The 17,935-nt window shown below is 59.6% G+C and carries 18 protein-coding genes and 1 tRNA gene; 6 read left to right on the top strand and 13 right to left on the bottom strand.

All coding sequences use genetic code 11. The features are described 5' to 3' along the window. Positions 1–5: 5 nt before the first annotated feature. The 3 genes from ACR0LZ_RS08610 to clpS form a co-directional block, all read right to left on the bottom strand. Entirely contained in the window at positions 6–806 is an 801-nt protein-coding gene (locus ACR0LZ_RS08610; RefSeq protein WP_480749387.1) for an SDR family NAD(P)-dependent oxidoreductase, read from the bottom strand. 37 nt (positions 807–843) lie between these two features. Next, on the bottom strand, positions 844–1,809 hold the full coding sequence (locus tag ACR0LZ_RS08605; protein WP_480749386.1) for a class I SAM-dependent methyltransferase: 966 nt from the start codon (positions 1,807–1,809) through the stop codon (positions 844–846). An 85-nt stretch (positions 1,810–1,894) separates the two neighbouring features. Beyond that, complete coding sequence (clpS, locus tag ACR0LZ_RS08600) at positions 1,895–2,236, bottom strand: ATP-dependent Clp protease adapter ClpS (RefSeq protein WP_480749385.1); 342 nt, start codon at positions 2,234–2,236, stop codon at positions 1,895–1,897. A 91-nt stretch (positions 2,237–2,327) separates the two neighbouring features. Between clpS and ACR0LZ_RS08595 the strand changes: the two genes are divergently transcribed. Both ACR0LZ_RS08595 and ACR0LZ_RS08590 read left to right on the top strand, forming a co-directional pair. Next, positions 2,328–3,029, top strand: coding sequence for an HAD family hydrolase (locus ACR0LZ_RS08595; RefSeq protein WP_480749384.1), 702 nt, complete (start codon positions 2,328–2,330; stop codon positions 3,027–3,029). Positions 3,030–3,315: 286 nt separating this feature from the next. Beyond that, positions 3,316–4,716 (top strand): D-alanyl-D-alanine carboxypeptidase family protein, encoded by a 1,401-nt coding sequence (locus ACR0LZ_RS08590; protein WP_480749580.1) that lies wholly within the window; start codon positions 3,316–3,318, stop codon positions 4,714–4,716. A gap of 105 nt (positions 4,717–4,821) precedes the next feature. Here ACR0LZ_RS08590 and ACR0LZ_RS08585 read toward each other — a convergent pair whose 3' ends face one another. From ACR0LZ_RS08585 to ACR0LZ_RS08545, 9 genes are all read right to left on the bottom strand, one after another. After that, complete coding sequence (locus ACR0LZ_RS08585) at positions 4,822–5,136, bottom strand: hypothetical protein (RefSeq protein WP_480749383.1); 315 nt, start codon at positions 5,134–5,136, stop codon at positions 4,822–4,824. 119 nt (positions 5,137–5,255) lie between these two features. Then, positions 5,256–6,017, bottom strand: a complete 762-nt coding sequence (locus tag ACR0LZ_RS08580) for a LamB/YcsF family protein (RefSeq protein WP_480749382.1) — start codon at positions 6,015–6,017, stop codon at positions 5,256–5,258. Positions 6,018–6,028: 11 nt separating this feature from the next. Then, positions 6,029–7,027 carry a 5-oxoprolinase subunit C family protein gene (locus ACR0LZ_RS08575; protein ID WP_480749381.1) on the bottom strand — a complete coding sequence of 333 codons (999 nt, stop codon included), beginning with the start codon at positions 7,025–7,027 and terminating at the stop codon, positions 6,029–6,031. Beyond that, positions 7,024–7,773: a 5-oxoprolinase subunit B family protein gene (locus ACR0LZ_RS08570; protein ID WP_480749380.1), complete on the bottom strand. Its 750-nt coding sequence runs from the start codon at positions 7,771–7,773 to the stop codon at positions 7,024–7,026. Before ACR0LZ_RS08570 ends, ACR0LZ_RS08575 begins: the two co-directional genes overlap by 4 nt. After that, positions 7,760–8,683 carry a hypothetical protein gene (locus tag ACR0LZ_RS08565; protein ID WP_480749379.1) on the bottom strand — a complete coding sequence of 308 codons (924 nt, stop codon included), beginning with the start codon at positions 8,681–8,683 and terminating at the stop codon, positions 7,760–7,762. The genes ACR0LZ_RS08570 and ACR0LZ_RS08565 overlap by 14 nt, the downstream gene beginning before the upstream one ends. A gap of 72 nt (positions 8,684–8,755) precedes the next feature. Beyond that, complete coding sequence (locus ACR0LZ_RS08560) at positions 8,756–10,072, bottom strand: TRAP transporter large permease (RefSeq protein WP_480749378.1); 1,317 nt, start codon at positions 10,070–10,072, stop codon at positions 8,756–8,758. A gap of 4 nt (positions 10,073–10,076) precedes the next feature. After that, positions 10,077–10,610 (bottom strand): TRAP transporter small permease, encoded by a 534-nt coding sequence (locus ACR0LZ_RS08555; RefSeq protein WP_480749377.1) that lies wholly within the window; start codon positions 10,608–10,610, stop codon positions 10,077–10,079. Between the two features lie 63 nt (positions 10,611–10,673). Next, entirely contained in the window at positions 10,674–11,657 is a 984-nt protein-coding gene (locus ACR0LZ_RS08550) for a TRAP transporter substrate-binding protein (protein ID WP_480749376.1), read from the bottom strand. A 39-nt stretch (positions 11,658–11,696) separates the two neighbouring features. Then, a complete protein-coding gene (locus tag ACR0LZ_RS08545) occupies positions 11,697–12,959 on the bottom strand; it encodes an NAD(P)/FAD-dependent oxidoreductase (RefSeq protein ID WP_480749375.1) in 1,263 nt (420 codons plus the stop codon). A gap of 117 nt (positions 12,960–13,076) precedes the next feature. On the opposite strand from ACR0LZ_RS08545, the gene ACR0LZ_RS08540 reads away from it, so the two are divergent. Next, positions 13,077–13,592 (top strand): winged helix DNA-binding protein, encoded by a 516-nt coding sequence (locus ACR0LZ_RS08540; protein ID WP_480749374.1) that lies wholly within the window; start codon positions 13,077–13,079, stop codon positions 13,590–13,592. Positions 13,593–13,603: 11 nt separating this feature from the next. On the opposite strand, the gene ACR0LZ_RS08535 is transcribed toward ACR0LZ_RS08540, so the two are convergent. Beyond that, positions 13,604–14,728 (bottom strand): enolase C-terminal domain-like protein, encoded by a 1,125-nt coding sequence (locus ACR0LZ_RS08535; RefSeq protein WP_480749373.1) that lies wholly within the window; start codon positions 14,726–14,728, stop codon positions 13,604–13,606. A 102-nt stretch (positions 14,729–14,830) separates the two neighbouring features. Between ACR0LZ_RS08535 and ACR0LZ_RS08530 the strand changes: the two genes are divergently transcribed. The 3 genes from ACR0LZ_RS08530 (at position 14,831) to ACR0LZ_RS08520 (ending at position 17,385) form a co-directional block, all read left to right on the top strand. Continuing rightward, on the top strand, positions 14,831–15,745 hold the full coding sequence (locus ACR0LZ_RS08530) for a LysR family transcriptional regulator (RefSeq protein ID WP_480749372.1): 915 nt from the start codon (positions 14,831–14,833) through the stop codon (positions 15,743–15,745). 168 nt (positions 15,746–15,913) lie between these two features. After that, entirely contained in the window at positions 15,914–16,861 is a 948-nt protein-coding gene (locus ACR0LZ_RS08525) for an aminotransferase class IV (RefSeq protein WP_480749371.1), read from the top strand. 434 nt (positions 16,862–17,295) lie between these two features. Continuing rightward, positions 17,296–17,385, top strand: a tRNA-Ser gene (locus tag ACR0LZ_RS08520). Positions 17,386–17,935 lie beyond the last annotated feature (550 nt).

Raw genomic sequence — 17,935 nt, 5'->3', positions numbered from 1 at the left:
CGGTATCAATGAGCCGGGGCCGCAACGGAATCGAGAAGGGTGCGCCCGCCATCGACGGTCAGGATCTGGCCGGTCATGAAGCCGGAGGCTTCCGAGGCCAGAAATTGCGCGGCTTCGGTTAACTCGGTCGGCGCCGCGATGCGGGCCAGAGGGGTATGCCGTTCGATATCCAGACGGAATTCGCGGTTGTCCTTCAAGGTAGTTCGCAGCGACGCACTCATCACCGAGCCGATTGCGATGGCGTTCACGCGGATGCGCTTGGGGGCGAGAGAGACCGCCAGCGAGCGGGTCAGCTGATCGAGGGCGGCGGTAGAAACCGAGTAAGCCAGAAGGTTGGGATGTGTCCTGCGCGCAGCGACCGAAGACAGGTTGATGATCGATCCGGCCGGGCTTTCATTGTCCTTTTCGGTCTGCTTGATCATCCGGTTTGCGACCATCTGGGTGAGCCGCATCGCCGGCATGAGATTCTGATTCAGCAACTCGCGCACCGTGTCATCCTCGGGGTCCAGGGGATCGGTCGGCAGAACCTGCCGCGCTCCGTTGACCAGGATGTCCACCTGATCAAAGGCGTCGATGGTCGCCGACAGCAGATTGGCGATGGTCAGTTTCTCGCGCAGATCTCCGGCGAAATACCTGATATTGCTGTCTTCGCCCTGCTCTCCCAATTCGTTGGCCAATCCGGCTTCGTCCATGTCCGCGAACATGACATTTGCCCCGGCCTCGGCAAAGTGTCTGCCTATGGCAAGGCCGATGCCATTTGCGCCCCCGGTGACGATTGCGGTTTTGCCTGCGATGGAAAAGGACATCCGGTTCCTCCTGAGTTGCGGCGCACGTTAACCGGGATCACCGGCGAGGGCGAGAGGCGTGAAGCACTTTGAAACGGTTGTCTCCCGACGCTTCTTCCACGGATGCGAAGGAATCGCCAAGCGTGGCCTCATACGGCAGGTGGCGGTTGGCGACCATCCACAGGTGCCCAGACTTGCCCAGGTTGCGGGCGGCGGACTGAATGAATCCCTTGCCCAGCGACGGGTCGGCGGCCCGGGAGGTGTGAAACGGCGGGTTCATGACGACCGCATCCAGCGGCTCGGCGGATTTCCATGTGATGGCGTCGGCCCAATGAAATCGGGCACGGGCATCCGGCACGTTTTCCCGTGCGCAGCTCAGCGCGAGGTGATCGGCCTCGACCAGATCTAGCTTTTCGATACGCTCGTCCTTAAGAATCTGCGCCGACAGGTACCCCCAACCCGCCCCAAAGTCCGCGACATGGCGGCCCAGTTTTGCGGGCAGGGCGGCCAAAAGCAACTCGGACGCGGGATCAATGCCATCGGCGGAAAAGACGCCGGGCGCGGTCACGAACCCGTCGGCCTGCTGGTGTTCCGGCGCGGCCCAGTCGGAAAATGCGTCGGCATCGGATTTGAACCAGAAAATCTTGCCATGCGCCTTGGAGATCGGCCCCCGAACATCGACCCTCTTGCGAATATCCTTGAACAGGCCGTCCACGCCATCGGTCTTGCCGCCGTCGATGACAACGGTTCCCGAGGCCCTTGTGCACGCCTGTTGCACCATCGCCCTGGCCTGCGCCTTGGCGCGCGGCAGAAACAGGATCGCATCGGTACACGGAGTGTCCGAAGCGGGTACTGCATGAAACCCCAGTGCCGCGAAATGATCGTGGAACGGCTTGAACGGCTGCACCACTTCGGCCTGGCCGGGCAGGTCTGACAGATCATGTTCAGGCGTGGGCAACAGGGCTGATACGTTTTCGGACAGGGTCAGTCCGGCGTCGAGGGCAAGTGAAACGCGAGGCGACATTCAGGATTCCAAGTCGTGTGTCAGAGGGATGGATTGCGGTTTCGCAATTGACAGAGGCAGGCGCAGTCACGGCCAGTCAACCGGTTCAATCCTCTTTTTCCATCGTGCATTGAAGCGGGTGCTGGTGGCGTCGGGCGAAATCCATCACTTGCCCGACCTTGGTTTCCGCAATCTCGTGGCTGAACACCCCGACAACGGCCACGCCTTTCTTGTGGACGGTAAGCATGATCTCGAACGCCTGCGCATGGCTCATACCAAAGAAGCGTTCCAGCACATGCACCACGAATTCCATCGGCGTGTAATCGTCATTCAGCAGCAGAACCTTGTAGAGCGGCGGACGCTTGGTTTTTGGGCGCGTCTGCACAAGGATCGAGGTGCTTCCATCCTCGTCCGATTTGTCCGACATCAACAGGGGTTCGATCACCATTACTTTCGAAATTCCGATTCAGCCTTCGATTCAATTGGGAGCTTATATAACCTTAGCGCAGCTTTGGAAAAGAGAAAGCAGGCAAATTGGCATGGGACAAATGCTCACGACTGTCGGGTTCGATGCCGACGACACATTGTGGCACAACGAACGGTTCTTTCAGCTGACCCAGTCGCATTTCGCTGAACTGCTGGCTGATCACGCCGAGAAAGATCACCTGATGGAACGGCTGTTGGCCGCGGAACGACGCAACATCAGGCACTATGGCTACGGAATCAAAGGCTTTACCCTGTCGATGATCGAAACCGCCATCGAGGTGACGCAAGACCGTGTACCTGCCTCGGTGATCCGCCAGTTGATCGAAGCGGGGCAGGAGATGCTGGCGCACCCCATCGAGTTGTTGCCTCATGCGCGCGAGGCAGTCGAGGCCGTGGCGGAAACGCACAAGGTCGTGCTGATCACCAAGGGCGACCTGATTGATCAGGAACGCAAGCTGGCGCAGTCGGGATTGGGTGAGTTGTTCAACTTTGTCGAGATCGTTTCGGAAAAAACGCCTGACATCTATCACGGTATTTTTGCCCGTCATGGCGATGGCGCGGCGCAATCGATGATGGTGGGCAACTCCATGCGGTCGGATGTTCTGCCTGCGATCGAAGCCGGGGGATGGGGGGTATTTGTACCGCACGGGTTGGTGTGGGAGGTGGAACAAGCCGACGCACCCGACGATCACAACCGGTTTCGCGAGATTTCTGATCTGGGCGATTTGGCGGATCTGGTGCGTTCTCTGGACTAGTTGCGCTTGTTGCAAAAGCGCCTCATCTTTCAAATTTTAAGGGGCGATTATCGTCGATAGGTCGAAGATACACCAGATATGGGGCGCTTTTGTAAGTCCCGCCACTATATGCAGGTCGGTGGTTTCAAGAAATTGATCATGCAAATATGGCGCTTTCGGTTTCAATCAACAAAACCCTGTGTTACGCTTGAGGCAATAAAAATGAATTTTGCTGACCGGAAAATCCGGCGGCGCGAGGCAGACAGAGGCAAAGATCGTGCAGGTTCGGCGGACAAGTCCGGCCCGTATGGGGCTATATCTTCTAGCATTTTTGTGGCTGCTATTGATGCTGCCGCTTCACGCGGTGGCGGCGCCTTACGCGGCAATGGTCATTGATGCCCGAACGGGCGAAGTCCTGCATTCCAAAAACGCCGATGCCCGACTGCATCCTGCCTCTCTGACAAAAATGATGACGCTCTACATCGCGTTCGAAGCGGTGCGGAACGGCGAGATTACCCTGGATACCATGGTGACTGTTCCGTCCGAGGCGGCGGTAGAACCGCCGTCGAAGCTTGGATTGCGGACCGGACAGAAGATTGCGTTTCGTTATCTTATCCGCGCGGCTGCGGTGAAATCGGCCAATGACGCCGCGACGGCGATCGGTGTCACGCTCAGCGGGTCCGAGTCCGCTTTTGCCCGCCGCATGACGCGCACCGCCAAGTCGATGGGAATGACGCGTACGACCTTCAAGAACGCACATGGTTTGACCGAGGCAGGGCACCTTTCCAGTGCCCGCGACATGACAACCCTGGGGCGGCACCTGCTGTATGACTATCCACAGTATTACAACCTGTTCTCGCGCCAATCCACGAATGCGGGGATCAAGACCGTCCCCAACACCAACCGGAAACTGCTGGCAGCCTACAAGGGCGCGGACGGGATCAAGACCGGATACACCCGCGCGGCAGGTTTCAATCTTGTGGCTTCGGCCAAACGCGGGGATGAGCGCATCATCGCCACGGTTTTTGGCGGCAATTCCAGCGCCTCGCGCAATGCCAAGGTGGCAGAGCTTTTGGATCTGGGATTCCGCAAGGCGCCTTCGCGCGCGCCGATCCGCAAACCCGCACGTCCGGTCTATGCCGGGAACACCGGTATCAGCGATGGCGTGACCAAGACGATCCGGCTGGTTGGCGCCCCCGAAAAGAGCCTTCGCCCACTTTCGCGTTCCGGTGCCCAGCCAGTGCTGCTTGCCAGCGCCATCGCTGAAAATGCGGCCGAGAACGGCACTTTGATCCAGGAAAGTATCGAGGCTGCGATTGCCGAAGTCGGATCGACGGCTGCACAAGCCGTTGCCGAGGTTACCGATACCCGGCCCGTGGGACGCCCAAAAGAACTGGTTCTGGCATCCGCGTCACCGGCCCCCGAGCCAGAGCCCGAACAAGAAATTGTCACCCGCCTGTCCACTTCCGGTGGCCATCTGTGGGGTATCAATGTCGGGCGCTATCCCAGCCGGTACGAGGCAGAGAAAATCCTGCTGAGAACGGCGTTGGCGGAAATGACCACGCTCGACGGTACCCTGCGCAAAGTCAATCAAGGGTCGCGCGGGTATGATGCCACTTTCCAGGGCATGACACGCGAACAGGCTGATCTGGCCTGCCGTCGCCTCAAAGCCCGCAATGTCACCTGTTTCATGATCGGACCATCCTAAGGTCTGGCGCTCGCTCACGGGTACTGGACGGCTGCGCTCTCAACCGCAGCCGCTTTTTATTGGATTGCGCAGCGAAAACGGGCCGCGTTTCTTAACGCCCGATTGTCAGATCAATAACATTGGCCGCCCGAATGACGGGCCTTGCGGCATGCAATAAGCGAATGGCCCTTCAGGACGGGTTTCGATCATCACGATGCGCCAGCACGACGTCAGGTCGCGCATTTCAGTTGCCAAGGTCTCGTTGTCCGTGGGATCGATCATGAGGGTAATGGTATCACCTTCGGCCAGACGTTCGGCATCCGATGGCGACAATTTCACCAAGGCCAGTTTTCTGCGCAGGTGGCGCGCTTGGCAGATCAACACGGTCTTGCCGGGTTGGAATTTCGCGGTTGGCTGGTCGAGCGTGACTTTGACGTTCATTGAGTTCCTCCGGGGTCAGGCGGCCTGTTCGGCTGCACCGGATAGATGGAGCGCGGCCTGGGCCCGCGCTTGTGAACAGACGCCAAAGGGTTTTGCGTTTTGGCCAACCGCCCGACTATCTAACGCTCGAACTTGCTTACCTTGATGCCACCGTCAATCAGACTGGAACGTACAGATTTGGCGATCTGAACCGCTGTCGGCCCGTCGCCGTGCAGGCAGATCGTGTCGATCGAGGCTTCCAGCCGCTTGCCGTTTTCGGTGATGATCGCCCCTTCGCGCACCATGTTCAGAATGCGTGGCCCGGCGATCTCGGGGTCGTGAATGACGGCTCCGGGAAGGGAACGATCCACCAGTGTGCCGTCGTCGTTATAGGCCCGGTCGGCAAAGATTTCGCCTACCCAATTGCAGCCCAGTTCGCGCACGGCTGCTTCCTGCTGGGTTGCCGCCAAAACCATGATGATGATGTCCGGGTTCACATCCAGTGCGCCCTCATAACAGGCGCGCGCCATGTCCTGATCGGCTGAACACATATTGGCCAGCGCCCCGTGCAGTTTCAGGTGTCTGACGCTGGTGCCAACGGCTCTTGCCATACCTTGTGCCGCGCCCAACTGATAGCGAACCAGATTGCGCAGCGAGCTGTGCGGCACCTTCATGTTGCGCCTCCCGAACCCCTGCAGATCGGGAAAGCCGGGATGGGCGCCGATCCCCACATCGTTGTCCGCAGCAAGCCGCATGGTCATTGCCATCACGTCCGGGTCGCCCGCGTGAAACCCGCAGGCGATATTGGCCGAGGTGATGATTTTCAAAAGGCTGTCGTCATCGCCCATTTTCCAAGGGCCAAAGCTTTCTCCCATATCGGCGTTCAGATCGACGCGGTTCATCGGCAGTCTCCTCAGTCGGTCGCGGAAACAACTCCGCTGATCAATTGGTAGGACAGAAGGTCGGCAATGTCATGCGGGTCGCGGACCAGTGGTTCGACCCGTCGGGACAGCCCCGCCAGATCCTTGACAAAAGCGGTTTGAAGGGCCGTCGCCTCGTCCAGTGTCACGAACTGGAACCTGATCTTGCCACCTGCCGGTGTCTGAGCCGCGCGAGGCAGGTCGCAGGGCACGACCGTGGCGATGCGGGGATAACCGCCGGTGGTCTGGCATTCAGGGAGCAGGATGAAAGGGTTTCCCGATCCGGTCATCTGGATATCACCCGGGGTGATGACTTCGGACAGAATGTTGAGCTGCCCCTGCGCCGCGAACCCCTCGCCGTCACTGTCCAGTTGCATACCCATCCTGTTGGCGCGCGGGCCGCGCCGGAATTCGGTCTGTTCGAACCGGGCCAAAGTCTCCGGATCGAAAAGCGCGGTCTGAAAGCTGGGCACGATGCGCAGCGCACCGCCCGAAAACCGCTCGGCGGGCACCAGTTTCATACCCGTGATACCCGCGTCAGGCCCACCGGGCAATGTGTCCCCGGTTTCAACAGCCCTGCCGATTTTGGCAGTCAGATGTGTGGCGCGTGATCCCAGGAACGGTTCAGTTGCGATGCCGCCGCCCAAATGCAGGTAACCATAACCACCCTTGAGTACAGCCCCCAAAGTCAACCGTTGCCCCTTGGCCAGCAGGTGCGAGGCATTCCACATCGCCGGACTGCCGTCGATGCTGGCCTGCATCGGCGCGCCGGTCAGGGCGATGCGGATGTCCTCCAACGCCTCGAACTCGCCGCCCATCCCCGCCATCTCCAGTGCCGCCAGCGCAGCCGGTTGACCCAAAAGTGCGGCCCCTTCGTGCAGGGCCAGCAGGTCCGCGGCGCCCGAGCGCGACAAGCCCTGATCAAGGAACCCGTCGCGCCCCTGATCCTGAACCGTGCAAGCAGGGCCGATACGGCGGACGATCAGGCTCATGCTGGGATCTCCTCTGCCGTTGAGCCGCCTGTACCATCCTCGTTATGCGCGCAGATGTGTTCCAGCTCGTCGCGGGGAACCGATTCAAACACCATCTCGTCGCCGGGATTGAGGGCAAAGCTCTGCTCAATTTCGGGCCGGAAACACCGAAACGCGGTTTGCCCGATATGCCGCCACCCTGTCGGGGTCGGCCCCGAAAACAATACGAACTGCGAAATGGCCAGAACCAGCGCCCCTTCGGGAACCATCGGGGTCAGTTCCTTTAAGCGGGGGATGTTAAACTCGGGCCCCAGCGGGCCAAGATAGGGCTGGCCCGGTGCAAATCCGATGGTCAGGACGCGCACGCGTGTCTGGCTGAGGCGGCGAATGGCCTCTGTAACGGGCAACCCGGCGGCGGCGGCGGCTTCGTCCAGTTGCGGGGCCAGTTCCGTGCCATAAACGGTGGGCACCCGCCACAACTTGCGTCCGGCAGGCAGGGGCGCGGCGTACCAGTCGCGCGAGGCCAGCAGATCGCGCAGACACCGTTCCATCTCGGTATGGGGCAGCCGCGAGAAATCGAACCGAACATAGGTCGAGGCCAGCGAGGTTGAGGTTTCGATCACCCCCTCCCAGCCGGCGTCTTCCACCGCGCCGCGAAAGGCGAGCGCCGCGCGGTTCGACGGCTCGGTCATGGTGTCGGCAAAGGTGACAAGCATGCCGTCCAGTCCGACGTTCCGGATCACGGGGAAAGGATCAGCGTGGGTCATAAAGCCTCCGCAACAGGGTCGGCGTCAAATACATGGGGAATTGATAGCATCCAAGAAAGATCAGCAGCGGATCGGTGGTTTCCGGAGGCAGGGCTACAAAGAACAGGGCAAAGTTCCGGTTTCCCGCGATGATCGCCGTTGGAACCGCATCGGGGCGACCAAGCAGGCGTAGAACGGTAAAGGCCACTATCTGCACACCGAAATTGGCGCCGAAAGCGGCGGCCAGCCAAAAGCCCAATTCGGCGGGGTTCTGTTCGAATGTTGGCCGAACCGCCGACATGAGGCCGATCACGATCACCGCCAGCGTGACAACGGTAATTCCATCCGTCACCTGACGTCCCCGGTCAGTCATCCCGGAAAAACCCCAGTGGCGCAATGCAAAGCCAAATGCAGCCGCCGCCAGAATGACGGCCAACAGACGACCTGCGGCCTGCAGCACCGACGCCAGCGCTCCAAACTGGGGCAGCAGTGTAATAACCGGAATACAGGTCAGCGGCAGGATGGCAGTACCGAGGATCAACAGACGTAGGGCCGGGGAGGGATCATGGTTGAGCAGGATCGTCAGATTCGCAGACGCGGTGACCGACGGGGCCGCCAGCATCAGGGCAACAGCCAGCGCAAGCGGCGACAACGGCAGGTCGAAAATCGCCAGCACAGCGAGAAAAACCAGCGGCATGACCAATTGCAGAACCAGCGCCGTTGCCGAGGTCCTGGCCATTGCATGCAGGCTTTCCACAGTGTCGCGTGGACCGATGCGAAACGCCGTCAGAAACAAAAGCAGCGCCACCATCTCGGGGATCCACGCCCGCAGGGTGCCTGCAAGGCCCGGCAAGGCGATCCCCGCAACCAGGCCGCAAATCAGGGCCAACTTGCCGTGACGGGCAACGAATGAAAGTGCGCGATGAATCATGGGAGCTGGGACTTGGGGCTTGGAAAAGTCTGGAGTGGGCCAGACGGCCCACTCCATGCTCTCGCAGCAGGTTTATCCGCCACCCGGCGCCTGCCGGATATTTTCAGGCAACCACGTTGCGATCTCGGGGAAGGCGATCAGCACAAAGACCATCAACACCATGATCAGGAACATCGGAAACGCCGCGCGCGCGATGAAGCCCATTTCATGATGCGTCATGCCTTGCAGCACGAACAGGTTGAACCCGATCGGCGGCGTGATCTGCGCCATCTCGACGACAACGACGATGAAAATGCCGAACCAGATCAGATCGATGCCCGCCTGCCTCACCATCGGCTCGACCACAGCCATGGTCAGCACCACCGACGAGATACCGTCAAGGAACATGCCCAGGATGATGTAGAATACCAGCAAGACCATCAGCAACTGGAATTTGCTGAGTTCAAGCTGAGCAATCAGATCCGCCAATCCGCGCGGCAGGCCGGTAAAGCCCATCGACAGCGACAGAAAGGCGGCTCCGGCCAGGATCAGCGCGATCATCGCGCTGGTGCGGGTGGCCCCCATCAGGCTTTCAGTAAATGTCTGCCAGCTGAGCGAGCCCTGGCTGGCAGCCAGGATCAGCCCGCCGATGACGCCGAATGCTGCGGCCTCGGTCGCGGTGGCATAGCCCAGGTACATCGATCCGATCACCACCAGGATCAGGCAGATCACTGGCAGAAGAAATCGCGAATTTGCAAGCCTTTGCCCCAGTGTCAGCGGCGGTTCCTGCGCCGGGTTCCATGTCTTGGACACCCGCGAGGAGATTGCCACATAAGCCATGAACATCGTGGCCAGCACCAGACCGGGCAGGATACCTGCGAAAAACAGTTTCGAAATCGACTCGTTGATGGTCACGCCATAGACGATCAGCGTCAGCGACGGCGGTATCATCAGGCCAAGCGTGGCCGCGCCCGCCAGCGTGCCGATTATCATCGGTTCGGGGTATTGCCGTTTTCGCAGTTCGGGGATCGACATTTTGCCCACCGTTGTCAACGTTGCAGCGGACGACCCCGACACGGCGGCAAACACGGTACAGCCCACGATATTGGTGTGCACCAAACCGCCGGGCAGCCCGGCCATCCAAGGGGCCAGCCCCTTGAACATATCCTCGGATAGCCGCGTTCGATACAGGATTTCGCCCATCCAGATGAACAGTGGAAGTGCGGTCAGCGTCCACGAGGACGATGCTGTCCAGATCGTGGTCAGCATTACGTCGCCAACCGGGCGGGTGGTGAACAGCTCCATCCCCACCCAGGCCACACCCATCAGCGCAAGGCCGACCCAGACGCCGGTTCCCAGCAGAAGGAAGAGCACAAAGAGAAAGAGAATGATGATCGAGAAATCTTCCATTACCTTACTCCCCAAAGCTCTGATCGACGAGATCGCGTTTGATGCGGTGCTCGCCGCTGATGATCAGGCTGATCAGGTGGTCCGTCAGAGCGATGGCAAAGATTACTGCGCCCAACAGCATGACGGATTGCGGTATCCACAGGGCGGTTCTGTCTTGTCCCTGACTGATATCGTTGAACTTCCACGACCAGTAAACGAATTTGACGCAGTAGCGGACGAAGAACCATGCAATTGCCGTGCCGATTGCAAAACACCATATGTTGACCACGCGTTGCATGGTCGGGCCAACCGCATTCAAAAGGATCGAAACACGGATATGCGCACCGCGGTTCAGCGCGTTGGCAAAGGCCAGGAACGAGGCCGCCGCCATGGCGTAGCCCGCATAATCCGGTGCGCCGGGAAATACCTCGCCCGTCCAGCGGGCAATCATCTGGATCACGATCAGCACAAGGATCGCGATCAGGCAAAGCGCGGCAAGAATACCAGAGCCGAGGTACAGGAAATCTAGGGCGGAGCGAAGCCGCTGGGCCATTGTCATGATGCCCCCTGTTTTTTGCTGATTGGGAATGGGGCAGGCACCATCGCCCGCCCCGGTCCGGAGTCATTCCGACTTGGACGCCTTGAAGGCTTCGACGATCGCCGCACCGTCGGCACCGGCGGCCTCCAGCCATTCGGCTGTCATGGTTTCACCGATCTGCTGCAGCTCGCCCTTCAGTTGATCGCTGGCCTTGGCCACGGTCATACCGCCGTCGCTGAGACCCTTCAGGGTAAAGTCGGTGTATTGGACTGCGCGCCAGGTACCCGCGTATTCCGCCAGTTCCGCACAGCCCTGGATCACGGCCTTGTTCGCGTCCGAAACGCCCGACCAGGTGTCCGAATTCACCATGACATAGTTGCGCGGCAGCCAGGCATCCACTTCGTAGAAGTAATTCAGGCTTTCCCAGACTTTGCGGTCATAGCCGGTTGCGCCCGAACTGACCATCGAATCCGCAACGCCGGTGGCGAATGCCTGGCTGATTTCGGCCGCCTCGATGGTGACCGGCAACATCCCGGTCAGTTCCGCCAAACGCGCGGTGGCGTTGTTGTATGAGCGGAACTTGATGCCCTTCATGTCAGCGACCGAATTCACTTCGTCCCGGAAGTAAAGGCCCTGCGGCGGCCACGGTACCGAATAGATCAGGGTCAGGTTCTGGTCGGCAAGTACCTTTTCAAGAGTTGGCTTTGCCGCCTTCCACAGTTTTTCAGCGTCGTCAAAGGACGTCGCCAGGAACGGGATCGAGTCGACGCCGAAGATTGCGTCTTCGTTCTGGTGACCCGACAACAAGCGTTCGCCGATCGGCACTTGTCCGGTCTGGATGGCGCGCTTGATCTGTGCGCCGGGGAACAACGAACCCGACGGGTGCGTCACGATCTCGATTTCGCCTTGGGTGCCGGTCGTCACGCATTTGGCGAATTCCGCGCCGGTCACCGAATGAAAGTTCGAGCCGGAATAGGCCATTGGCATGTCCCATTTCTCGGCCATGGCCGGCATCGCCGCAGCCGCAGTCAGGGCAGTTGCCGTCATCAGTTTCGCAAGTGTTTTCATGGTTTTCTCCCTGGTGTGAAGTGTTTGATTGCGTGGTTGTTAATGCCCGGCCTTCGTATAGCGTGCCGGTGAATAGACGCTCAGGTCAACATTTGGCTGTCGCCCCGAGATGAGTTGGGCCAGCAAACGGCCCGTTTTGGGGCCGCCTGTCAGCCCAACATGATGGTGTCCGAACCCGGTGAACGCGCCCTTGATGTGCGGCAACTCTCCGATCACCGGGATTGAATCCGCCGGGGCAGGGCGGTGGCCCAGCCATTCTGTCACCTCGGCGGCTTTCAGGTCTGGAAAGACCGCTTTGGCGCTTTTTCGCAGCAACTCGATGGGACCCTCCGAAGCGCCCGCTTCAAGACCACCGAATTCGACCACACCTGCCAATCGCAAGCGCCCATCCATCGGGGTTGCGACGATTTTCCGGGCTGCCACCATAACGGGGGCCTTCGGCATGATCGACGGTTCCCAGAATTCGATGTGGTATCCGCGCTCCGCCTCCAACGGGATGTTCAGACCCAGTTTCCTGGTCAACGGACCCGACCATGCGCCGGTAGCGATGACCGCTGCATCGCAGGCAATGTTCTGCCCGGCGGCACGTACTGCGATGACATGCCCGTTTTCATGCACGATGTCCTCGGCATCCGCCCTTACCAGCTGTCCGCCTTGTGCCTGAAAATGCCCGGCAAGGTCCTTGACATATCGGCCCGGGTCGGCGATTCGGCCATGATCCTTCAGGCGCACCGCAAAGGTCAGGTCGGAGGCGAATATGGGATCGTAGGCGTGGAACTCCTGCGCGTCGAACTCGTCCCAGGTGAAACCGTGTTTGCGCCGCAAGCCCCAACCGAACGCATCTTCCCGGAAATGCGGGCGATCATTGTAGACGAACAGGTAATCCGACGGCTTGATCCATTTCTCGGCCCCCGTTCCCTGTGCAAGTGCCAGATGGTCTTGCAGGCTGTCGCCCACGATCGGAGCCAGAGCCGCCGCCGCCCGTTCAGCACCACTGGTATTGGCGTTGCCCAGGTACTTGAGCAGCCACGGCGCCAGTTTCGGCAAATAGCCCCATCGCAGAAACAGCGGCTGATTAGGGTCGAACAACATGCGCGGCGCCTTGGGCAGCAGGCCGGGAACGGTCACCGGCACGATCGAGCAGGACGCCAAAATGCCGCCATTGCCGAACGAGGTGCCCTCGGCCGGGCCTTTCTTATCGATCAGGATGACCCTGTGGCCATCCCGCTGCAGCCATATTGCGGTCGAAACCCCGACGATGCCGGCGCCGACGATGGCAATGGTTTTGGGCGTTTCAGTCATGATGCCCTCCACGGGTTCGCTGCTGAACGGACCGATTCGATTGGACATAGAGTGCCACATAGGGAAAAAACGTCAACAAAATGTTGACAAAGTGACGGTGAATAATATTCTGACGTCATGTCAAAATCCATTCTTGGCCCCATTGTATCTTCTGCTCACCTGGCCGAAGGGAGCTTTCCGGAAGTATCCGAGTTTGAATTCGGGCTGATCATCGCCGGACATGCCTTTGCCCGCTGGACGGTGCGCGCCATGGCCGCCGCCGGTTATTCCGGCCTGTCCTCGCTGGACGTATTGGTGCTGCACACGGTCCGCCATCGGGACCGCCCCAAAAAGCTGGCCGATATCTGTCATGTACTGAACGTCGAAGACACGCATACGGTCAATTACGCGATCAAGAAACTCAGCGCGGCAGGGTTGGTCAAACAGGGCCGTCAGGGCAAGGAAAAGACTGTCGAAGCCACGCCAGAAGGCGCCGCTGCCTGCACGCGATATGGCGAGATACGCGAGGCGCTCTTGCTGGAAGCGATGCAGGAAATCGGTGTCGAAGCCGAACAGCTTAGCCGGGTGTCCGCGCTGATGCGCCTGATGTCCGGGCAATACGACCAGGCCGCGCGTGGCGCCAGCGTGTTCTGAACACCGCGCGTTCATGTCGATTTCCGAACGCTGTAGTGATCAAGCTTGTCCAGATCGGGTCGCCCTCCCAACCCCGGACCGTCCGGGACGACAACCTGGCCATCCTTGACGGCAAATGGCGTCTCCAGAATGTCCTCTTTCAGGAAATACAAAGCCTGATAGAACTCGCAGCCCAGCGTTATCTCGGGCGTCGCGGCGATCATGTGGGTTCCGGCCAGATGCGCCAGCCCGGCCTCGAACATATCACCGCCATAGGCCGTCAACCCGTGTGCCGCTGCCATCCGCGCAACCGTCTGAGCGCGGGACAAACCGCCTGATTTCATGATCTTGACCGACACGCCGTCGCAAATGCCCTCGCGCGCGGCGCGCGCCATGTCTTCCGGCCCGAACACGCTTTCATCCGCCAAAAGGGGAACATTGGTCAAGCCTCGCAGCTGCGCCATCATGTCGAAATGGTGGTACCTGACAGGCTGTTCGATGAAATCCGGGGTAAAGCGGGCCACATCCAGCACGCGCGGCACCGCTTCTTCGATCTCAAGCCCCTGATTGTAGTCGACCCGCACACGGAACTCGGGAAAGTCCTGAGCGATCCGTTCAAGCCGCATGATGTCAAAGGCATGGTCCTTGAACCCGGTCTTGAGCTTGATAAGCCCGACCTTGTCGGTACGCAGGCGCTCCATCAACTCGATATCCGCCCCAAAATCCGGATTGGCGATAGAACAGCTTAGCGGAATCGTGTCGCGACACTTGCCCCCAAGCAGGGACCAGACCGGCTGACCGCTGATCTGCCCGGCCAGATCCAGCAACGCGGTTTCCAGCGCTGCCTTGGCCTCGGTGCAATGGGCCACCGCGCGGGCGGCTTGGGCCATTATTGCTGCCCTGTCACCAACACTCCGGCCAACCACCAGTGGGCGAAGGTACCGGTCCAGCGCGGCATAGCTTGCCTCGGGGGTTCCGGTGAAAACCGACCAGGGTGAGGCCTCGCCAAACCCTTGAGCACCACCCTCGGCGGTCAGGCGCAAAACGACGATTTCACAGGTTCCCTCGACCCGTCCGATGCCATGATCCCTTGCGGAAACGACGGGCAATTTCAGGTGCCACAGATCAAATCCGGTGATGGTTTGCAAAAGATCCACGCTGTCCTCCCCCAAGGTCAAGAACAGTGTGCGGCGTCATTTTCATCATTTCAAATACTAATATTTTTGCAATGCATCAGCAAAAATGATGTATAGTGTCATATGGCCTCCTTCTTTCGCCACTATCAGGCTTTTCACGCCATTATCGAAACCGGGACCGTGACACGCGCGGCCGAGCAGCTTGGCGTCTCGCAGCCGGCCATTTCCAACCTTCTGGGGCAACTGGAGCGCCACTCCAAGCTCAAGCTCTTCGAGCGCAGCAGGGGCCGCTTGCTGCCGACGCCCGAAGCGATGGTGCTGTACGAAGAAATCGATACCGTGGTCCGGGGCCTCGACCATGTGAATCAAGCGGTGGTGGACTTGCAGAACCAAAAGGCCGGCCAGTTGCAGGTGGCGACCAGCCACGCCATGGCTTTTGGGTTCATGCCAGGAGAAATCGCGCGGTTTGCCGAGGACAAGCCGAACCTGACCATCGCGTTTCAGTCTCAGTATTCATCGAAGATACAGGAATGGGTCGCCGCGGGCCTGTTCGAGATAGGGATCTGTGAACCCCCTTTGCGCCAGGACGGCCTGGACTATACGCCCTTCTTCTTCGAGATCCTTTGCGCGGTTCCGCAAAATAGCCCACTGGTCGAACATAAAGTGCTGACCCCGAGGCTGCTGGATGATATCCCGTTTATCGTGATGGGTGCGGATCACATGGTCACCCGGCGTGCGCGCGAGGCGTTCCATACCGACGGGGCCAACATGAAAACGAGATGCCACACTGATCTGTTCCGAAACGCGTTGAATCTGGTCAAGCAGGGGCTGGGAGTGACCTTTGTCGATCCCTTCACCCTGTCCAGTGACGACCGCGAAGGATATGTACTGCGCCGTTTTGTGCCGCAGATCGTGCTGGACGTGGTCATCGTCACCGCGCGCGGGCGCCCGATTTCGGCGATCGGGGAACAATTCCTGTCGCAGGTCTCGGCCAGTATGAGTCGCCTTGCAATATCTCCTGCCGTCGCCAGGTTGTGACAGTTCATCGGCGATCTGATACGCGACTTATCCTGAGAGCACTGGACGTTCTGGCGATCTTGCCAGAGAAAGCATGTGCGCCAGGCAAGTGTCGCGCCTTGCCCGACATTACCCGCCAGCCTGCCCCCGATCACATGATCGGCCAAGACACAGAGGGAAGACAGACAGATGACCAAACACAGCCATTCCACTCACGATGCCCAGGCAGACGATCGCAACGAGAACATTCTGATCTACGTCGACGGCAAACTGGTGCCCAAGCGCGAAGCAGTGGTTTCGGTCTATGACAGCGGCTTCATGCTGGGCGACGGCATGTGGGAAGGGTTGCGCCTGTATGACGGCGAATGGGCCTTTTTCGACGATCACATGGACCGGCTGTTCAATTCGCTGAAATCGGTCTCGATAGACATCGGCATGGGGGCTGAAGACATCCGAAAGATTCTTGATGATACCGCCACGGCCAATGGCATGACAGGCGATGCCCATTGCCGCCTGATGATCACGCGCGGGCGCAAGGCCAAACCGTTCCAGCATCCGGGTCTGTCGAAATGGGGGCCGACCATCGTGGCCATCGTCGAGCATTCCACGCCCGCCGATAGCCTGCAATCGCGCGGTATCAGGCTGGCAACGGTCCCGCAGGTGCGCGGCTTGCCGATGAGTCAGGACGCCAAATACAACAGCCACTCCAAGCTGAACTGCGTGATCGCCTGCCTGCAGGCCGAGCAGGCCGGCGCGGATGAGGCGCTGATGCTGGACCCGCACGGGTTCGTCAACACCACCAACGCCTGCAATTTTTTCATCGTGCGCCGCGGCGAGGTTTGGACTTCGACGGGCGATTACTGCATGAACGGGGTCACCAGGCAAAAGGTGATCGACCTGTGCCGCGCCAACGGCATTCCGGTGCAGGAAAAGAACTATTCACTTTACGAGGCCTATGGCGCGGACGAGGCGTTTCTGACCGGCACCTTCGGGGCGCAGACGCCAGTGGCGGAAATCGACGGCAAACCGATCGGCGACCATACGGGCGCAGGCCCCATGACCTTGCGCCTTCGCCAACTCTACAAGGATCTGGTTGCGCAAAACGTGGTCGAGCAGAAGGCATCGAAAACGAAATAAGGGGCAGTGATGGCGGATTGGCCCGGATTACACGCCGGAACGTGGTTGAAATACGCGACGCGCCCGACGGGTAGAATATTCGTGGGAGCAGGCGGGGTCGACCCTGCGTGGCCGAACTCCGAAACTCCGTAACTGTCCTGCCAGATGCGATGTTTGATGCCGGATCTCGGTGCAGCAAGAAACAGTCCCATTTCATATCGGCGGCAGTAACGGAAAATACTGCCGACAAACTGAATCTCGCCGGTCCGAGCGGCGCACATCGGGTGCTGGCGAGCCGGCACCGCATCAGACAGACGACAAATCCGTGCACGAAATTGCCGCTCGCCTCCGCCTTTCCGTGCTATTTCAAAGGGTTCGAGTGGTTCCGTAAAAAATTCCCAAAGCTGCCGAATTGGCCTTGAATTTCCGTTGCTTGCGCGGATATACCCGTCGGCGGAGACGTGGCCGAGTGGTCGAAGGCGCTCCCCTGCTAAGGGAGTAGACGGGAAACCGTCTCGAGGGTTCGAATCCCTTCGTCTCCGCCACCACTTAACATATTGATATTAAATGATTTTACGCCTCACGTATTGTGTCGCGTTTTCCGCGAACTGTGCGGGGCGTTGGCCTCTAGAGACTTGAAATTGCAGGCGAAATAGCCGCCCCAAATGGGGTGAGTCTCTGTTTGGCATTTGGCGCGATACGGTTTTCGGGTGGCGCTTCCGGCGCTGGACTTGACTTTCGGTTGAATGGAAGCTGATGGCCACCTAATTCCAGGCAGCCCGCCGACCCAGCCAGCCTCGTATGGCATAAGATGCAGCCTGCCTGCAGACGGGACTCAACGTGGGTTCGCGGGGCGTTCTTTTTGCCGATCCGGTGCGTTTCGGCTGGCTGAGGAGTTGGGGCAAGAAGACTACTCCGCAGGCGCTTTCGAAACCGACCCGGTAGCTTGCTACCTGGCTGTTTCATTCGAATTTCAATTGCTTTTTGGGAGCCCGTTTTGAACCAGCCCGAAGGTTTCCCGCTTACAGAACAACCTTGCTTGTCCCAATGAAGCCAGTCGTGTAACGCTTAAAGAAAAATAACAAATTCTTGGCC

The organism is Ruegeria sp. CI1 (assembly GCF_056536925.1).
The sequence above is the reverse complement of the archived record's forward strand: the minus strand, read 5'-3'. Positions and strand labels throughout refer to the sequence as shown.

Coding starts and splice junctions, on each gene's coding strand:
- clpS (WP_480749385.1), bottom strand. CDS start 2,236: ATGGTGATCGAACCCCTGTTGATGTCGGACAAATCGGACGAGGATGGA.
- ACR0LZ_RS08530 (WP_480749372.1), top strand. CDS start 14,831: ATGGCCTCCTTCTTTCGCCACTATCAGGCTTTTCACGCCATTATCGAA.
- ACR0LZ_RS08550 (WP_480749376.1), bottom strand. CDS start 11,657: ATGAAAACACTTGCGAAACTGATGACGGCAACTGCCCTGACTGCGGCT.
- ACR0LZ_RS08610 (WP_480749387.1), bottom strand. CDS start 806: ATGTCCTTTTCCATCGCAGGCAAAACCGCAATCGTCACCGGGGGCGCA.
- ACR0LZ_RS08560 (WP_480749378.1), bottom strand. CDS start 10,072: ATGGAAGATTTCTCGATCATCATTCTCTTTCTCTTTGTGCTCTTCCTT.
- ACR0LZ_RS08595 (WP_480749384.1), top strand. CDS start 2,328: ATGGGACAAATGCTCACGACTGTCGGGTTCGATGCCGACGACACATTG.
- ACR0LZ_RS08570 (WP_480749380.1), bottom strand. CDS start 7,773: ATGACCCACGCTGATCCTTTCCCCGTGATCCGGAACGTCGGACTGGAC.
- ACR0LZ_RS08585 (WP_480749383.1), bottom strand. CDS start 5,136: ATGAACGTCAAAGTCACGCTCGACCAGCCAACCGCGAAATTCCAACCC.
- ACR0LZ_RS08575 (WP_480749381.1), bottom strand. CDS start 7,027: ATGAGCCTGATCGTCCGCCGTATCGGCCCTGCTTGCACGGTTCAGGAT.
- ACR0LZ_RS08580 (WP_480749382.1), bottom strand. CDS start 6,017: ATGAACCGCGTCGATCTGAACGCCGATATGGGAGAAAGCTTTGGCCCT.
- ACR0LZ_RS08555 (WP_480749377.1), bottom strand. CDS start 10,610: ATGACAATGGCCCAGCGGCTTCGCTCCGCCCTAGATTTCCTGTACCTC.
- ACR0LZ_RS08540 (WP_480749374.1), top strand. CDS start 13,077: ATGTCAAAATCCATTCTTGGCCCCATTGTATCTTCTGCTCACCTGGCC.
- ACR0LZ_RS08605 (WP_480749386.1), bottom strand. CDS start 1,809: ATGTCGCCTCGCGTTTCACTTGCCCTCGACGCCGGACTGACCCTGTCC.
- ACR0LZ_RS08545 (WP_480749375.1), bottom strand. CDS start 12,959: ATGACTGAAACGCCCAAAACCATTGCCATCGTCGGCGCCGGCATCGTC.
- ACR0LZ_RS08525 (WP_480749371.1), top strand. CDS start 15,914: ATGACCAAACACAGCCATTCCACTCACGATGCCCAGGCAGACGATCGC.
- ACR0LZ_RS08590 (WP_480749580.1), top strand. CDS start 3,316: ATGGGGCTATATCTTCTAGCATTTTTGTGGCTGCTATTGATGCTGCCG.
- ACR0LZ_RS08565 (WP_480749379.1), bottom strand. CDS start 8,683: ATGATTCATCGCGCACTTTCATTCGTTGCCCGTCACGGCAAGTTGGCC.